Raw genomic sequence first — 3744 nt, forward strand, 5'->3', positions numbered from 1 at the left:
ACTTTAGTGGGGGCCTCTTCTAATCTTGTCGCCGCCGGAATCGCCGAACAACCCGGGGGCAAAATTAGTTTTCATACCTTCCTGCGCTACGGTTTACCAGTGATGTTTACTCAGTTAGTCGTCTCGGCTATGTATATGTTAGTTTTCTTTGTCTAGTCTATCTCTGGGGGGATTAATGTTAAGTCCGTTTAAGATTGACAAAATCGTTAACATTGATTAACATTCTCCTATCGTGCTAGATAATCTGGATTGATCGGCGATCGTGAACAAAAAAATCTCTGTTTTAGCACCAGATTTATCCGGTGGTGGTGGCACAAGAGTCTATTTGATTGCTCAAGTCTTGCAACAGCTAAACTGTCAGGTGACGGTCTATGGTCCGATTTTTGGCCGGGAAATCTATCCCACCCCACCGGGGAATTTACCCCTGGTATCGGTCAAAGGCAATAATTATCCCCAGTTTTTTGGCCAGATCAAAACTTTACTCGATCGCCTCTCCGGAGAGATTATCTACGCGGTTAAACCCCGTCCCACCAGTTTCGGCATCGGTTTACTGAAACGTTTTTTTTTCCCACGTCCCCTAATTCTCGATATTGACGATTGGGAAATGAGTTGGTTTGGTGGCGATCGATGGTCCTATCGTCCTCATCCCCGACAATTGGCTAGGGATATCCTCAAAAAAAATGGTGCGCTTAGGGACCCGAATCACCCTCTTTATCTGCGTTGGATGGAAAATTTAATTAACCGCGCTGATGCGGTGACGGTTAATAATCAATTTTTGCAAAAGCGCTATGGGGGGATTTATTTACCGAATGGCAAGGATACGCAACTTTTCGATCCCAATCTCTACGATCCTGTCGCTTGTCGTCAAAAATACGGTTTATCTGCCTATAAAGTCTTAATGTTCCCTGGTACAGCTAGACCCCACAAAGGTTTAGAAGATGTCTTAATCGCTTTAGATAAAATTGCTGATCCTGATTTTAAATTGGTGGTGGTGGGAGGTCGCCAAATCGGGGATGGCTATCTGGATAGTTTGCTAGAAAAAGGTCAACCTTGGTTAATTCATTTACCTGCTCAACCGATCGATCAAATGCCGGAAGTTATCGCCGCTGCCCATGCTATTATCGTTCCCCAGAGGGATGAAGCCACGGCTAACGCCCAATTTCCGATTAAACTCACCGATGGTATGGCGATGGCTAAACCGATTATTTCCACTAAAGTGGCAGATATTCCCGAAATTTTAGCTGATATTGGCTATTTAGTCGAACCTCGATCGCCAGAGCAACTAGCTGCTATGATTAGCGAAGTTTTTAATCATCTCGACTCGGCTAATGCACGAGGACTAAAAGCGAGAGAGCGCTGTATCGCCTCCTATAGTACCACCGCCATGGCGACAACTCTCTCTGGCATAATTACTTCTCTGGAAGGGAAATATTAGTTGACCGTTGACTATTTACTTTATTACTTGCGATGAATCCTAATCAAATTCTCCTTAAATATACGCTTAAATACTGGATATTAGTGATTTCCAGTATTGTTATCGGCTTTGTCAGTACCATATTTAATGGCGTAGGAACTGTTTTAGTTATCCCCTTACTAATTTCTTTTATTAATCCCGAAAATGATCTTTTAAAAAATGCCCCCCAAATTATCAAAAAGCTGCTCTCCCTTTTCGAGGTTTTCTCGGTCGATACTCGTTTTTTCTGGATGTTTGCGGCGATATTATTAATTTTAATTCTCAAGCACATTACCAATTTTGTCAGTAATTTGCTAGGCACTTACTTGTCTTTGATTATGGCCAAAGATATGCGAATTGATTCAGTTATTCTGTTGCTAGAAGTGGATATAGATTATTATGTAAAAAGTAAAATAGGAGATATTTTTAATCGTTTTATGTCCGAGATTAATCGGGCTGTAGCATCAATTAGAAATTACATAAACCTGATTAAGATTATCGCCACAGCTTTCATGTACTTGGCTATTTTATTATCAATTTCTTGGCAATTAACTATTCTTTCTAGTATTTTGGGTTGCTTTTTAGCTCTGCTTAATCAATACTTTGTCAAGAGATCGAAAAAGTTTGGAGAGATTATCACCCTAACGGCTAAACAGCAAACTAATAAACTGTTGGAACTGTTAACGGGAATTCGCCTAATTAAAGCGGTAGGCAATGAAAGATACGAATTAGAATCTATTGTGGAAGATATCGAAGCCAGGGAGAAAGCGGGTTTAGATGCCCAGACTAATAATGCTGTAATCGCCCCGCTCAATGAGATCGGCGGGGTAATTATTATTGCTTTAATTATCATTGCTGGTCGTTATCTTTTCAATGAACAACTGCAAGCTTTAGCGACAATTTTATTGACCTATCTCTATGTACTTTTCCGGGCCCTGCCGATAGTTAGTCAAATTAACAGTGCTAGGGGTAGTCTATTGGGTGATGTTTCCGCAGTAGAGGTGGTAGCGGATTTTCTCATTCGAGAGAATAAACCATTTATGAGCAATGGCTCTATTCCCTATCAAAGATTAGAGACAGGTATTCATTTTGATAACGTCCAATTTTCCTATCCCGGTCATCAAGAATTAGTTCTCAAGGGCATCGATATTTGGATTCCAAAAGGAAAAATGATCGCTCTTGTTGGTGCTTCGGGGGCGGGAAAATCGACAATTGCTGATTTATTACCACGCTTTTATGATCCTACAGCTGGGAGGATTCTTTTTGACGGTCAAGATTTACGGGATTATGATCTCAAATCCTTGAGAAAAGCGATGGGAATAGTCAGTCAAGACACTTTTCTCTTTAATAATTCTCTCCGTTTTAATATTGCCTACGGATTAAGCGATGTTAGTGATGCAGAAATTTTAGAGGCGACAAAAAGGGCGAATGCCTACGAGTTTATCTCCAAACTGCCGGAAGGACTGGATACGGAAATTGGCGATCGGGGAGTGAGACTTTCGGGGGGACAAAAACAAAGACTAGCGATCGCTCGTGCCTTACTGCGAGATCCGGATATTCTCATTCTCGATGAAGCCACCAGTGCTTTGGATACAATTTCTGAGCGTTTAGTACAGGAAGCGATCGATGAACTCTGTCGCGAGCGAACTACTCTTGTGATCGCTCACCGTCTTTCCACTGTTCAAAAAGCCTATCAAATTGTGGTGCTGGACAAGGGAAAAGTGGCAGAAATCGGCAATCATGAGGAATTATTAGCTCAAGGTGGTCATTATGCTCGTTTACACGCTCTGCAATTTAGTGATAGCAAAGAGGCCGACTCTAAGAATAGGGAAGATGAGCAAAAAAGAAAAGCTTATTTATCCTACGAAGCGAGAAGCAGTCTTAATAGTCTTTTAGGTTCTTTGCGTCTAGTATCTGAAGATTTAATCGAAGATTCTCAGGAGAAACAGGAAATTTTAGAAGAATCCTGTAGTTCAGCTATGCGACTTCTCCATATTATCGAAGACTACGAGTATTCCTCGACTCGATAGATCTCCTGCAAAAATCAAAAATTGTTGTCATAGTAAATCCAGTTATTAAAAACTGATTATTTATTTCCCCACCCCCCTGCCCCCCTAGGGCTGTTTCATTCTCCATCTTAAAACAAGAAGTCAGAGAGAACGTAGGTTGGGTTGAAGCATGAAACCCAACGCCTGCATGGGTTACGCTACCGCTAACCCATCCTACAAATAATTGTGCCTCCCTACTTAGGGTTGGCTGAAAAAGTTTTTCGTGGGGGCAGGGTGTGACCC

Annotated in this window: 2 protein-coding genes and 1 pseudogene; all 3 read left to right on the forward strand. The window is 41.6% G+C overall.

Annotation, left to right across the window (positions count from 1 at the left end):
* Positions 1 to 156, forward strand: a pseudogene (locus IQ242_RS19180) (transporter); the annotation flags it as partial.
* Positions 157 to 262: 106 nt separating this feature from the next.
* A complete protein-coding gene (locus IQ242_RS27255; RefSeq protein ID WP_193961062.1) occupies positions 263 to 1435 on the forward strand; it encodes a glycosyltransferase in 1173 nt (390 codons plus the stop codon).
* A 32-nt stretch (positions 1436 to 1467) separates the two neighbouring features.
* Positions 1468 to 3483 (forward strand): ABC transporter ATP-binding protein, encoded by a 2016-nt coding sequence (locus tag IQ242_RS19190; RefSeq protein ID WP_193961063.1) that lies wholly within the window; start codon positions 1468 to 1470, stop codon positions 3481 to 3483.
* Positions 3484 to 3744: the final 261 nt, after the last annotated feature.

The sequence above is a fragment of the Microcystis sp. LEGE 08355 genome (genome assembly GCF_015207185.1).
In the GTDB taxonomy this organism is placed as follows: domain Bacteria; phylum Cyanobacteriota; class Cyanobacteriia; order Cyanobacteriales; family Microcystaceae; genus Microcystis; species Microcystis panniformis.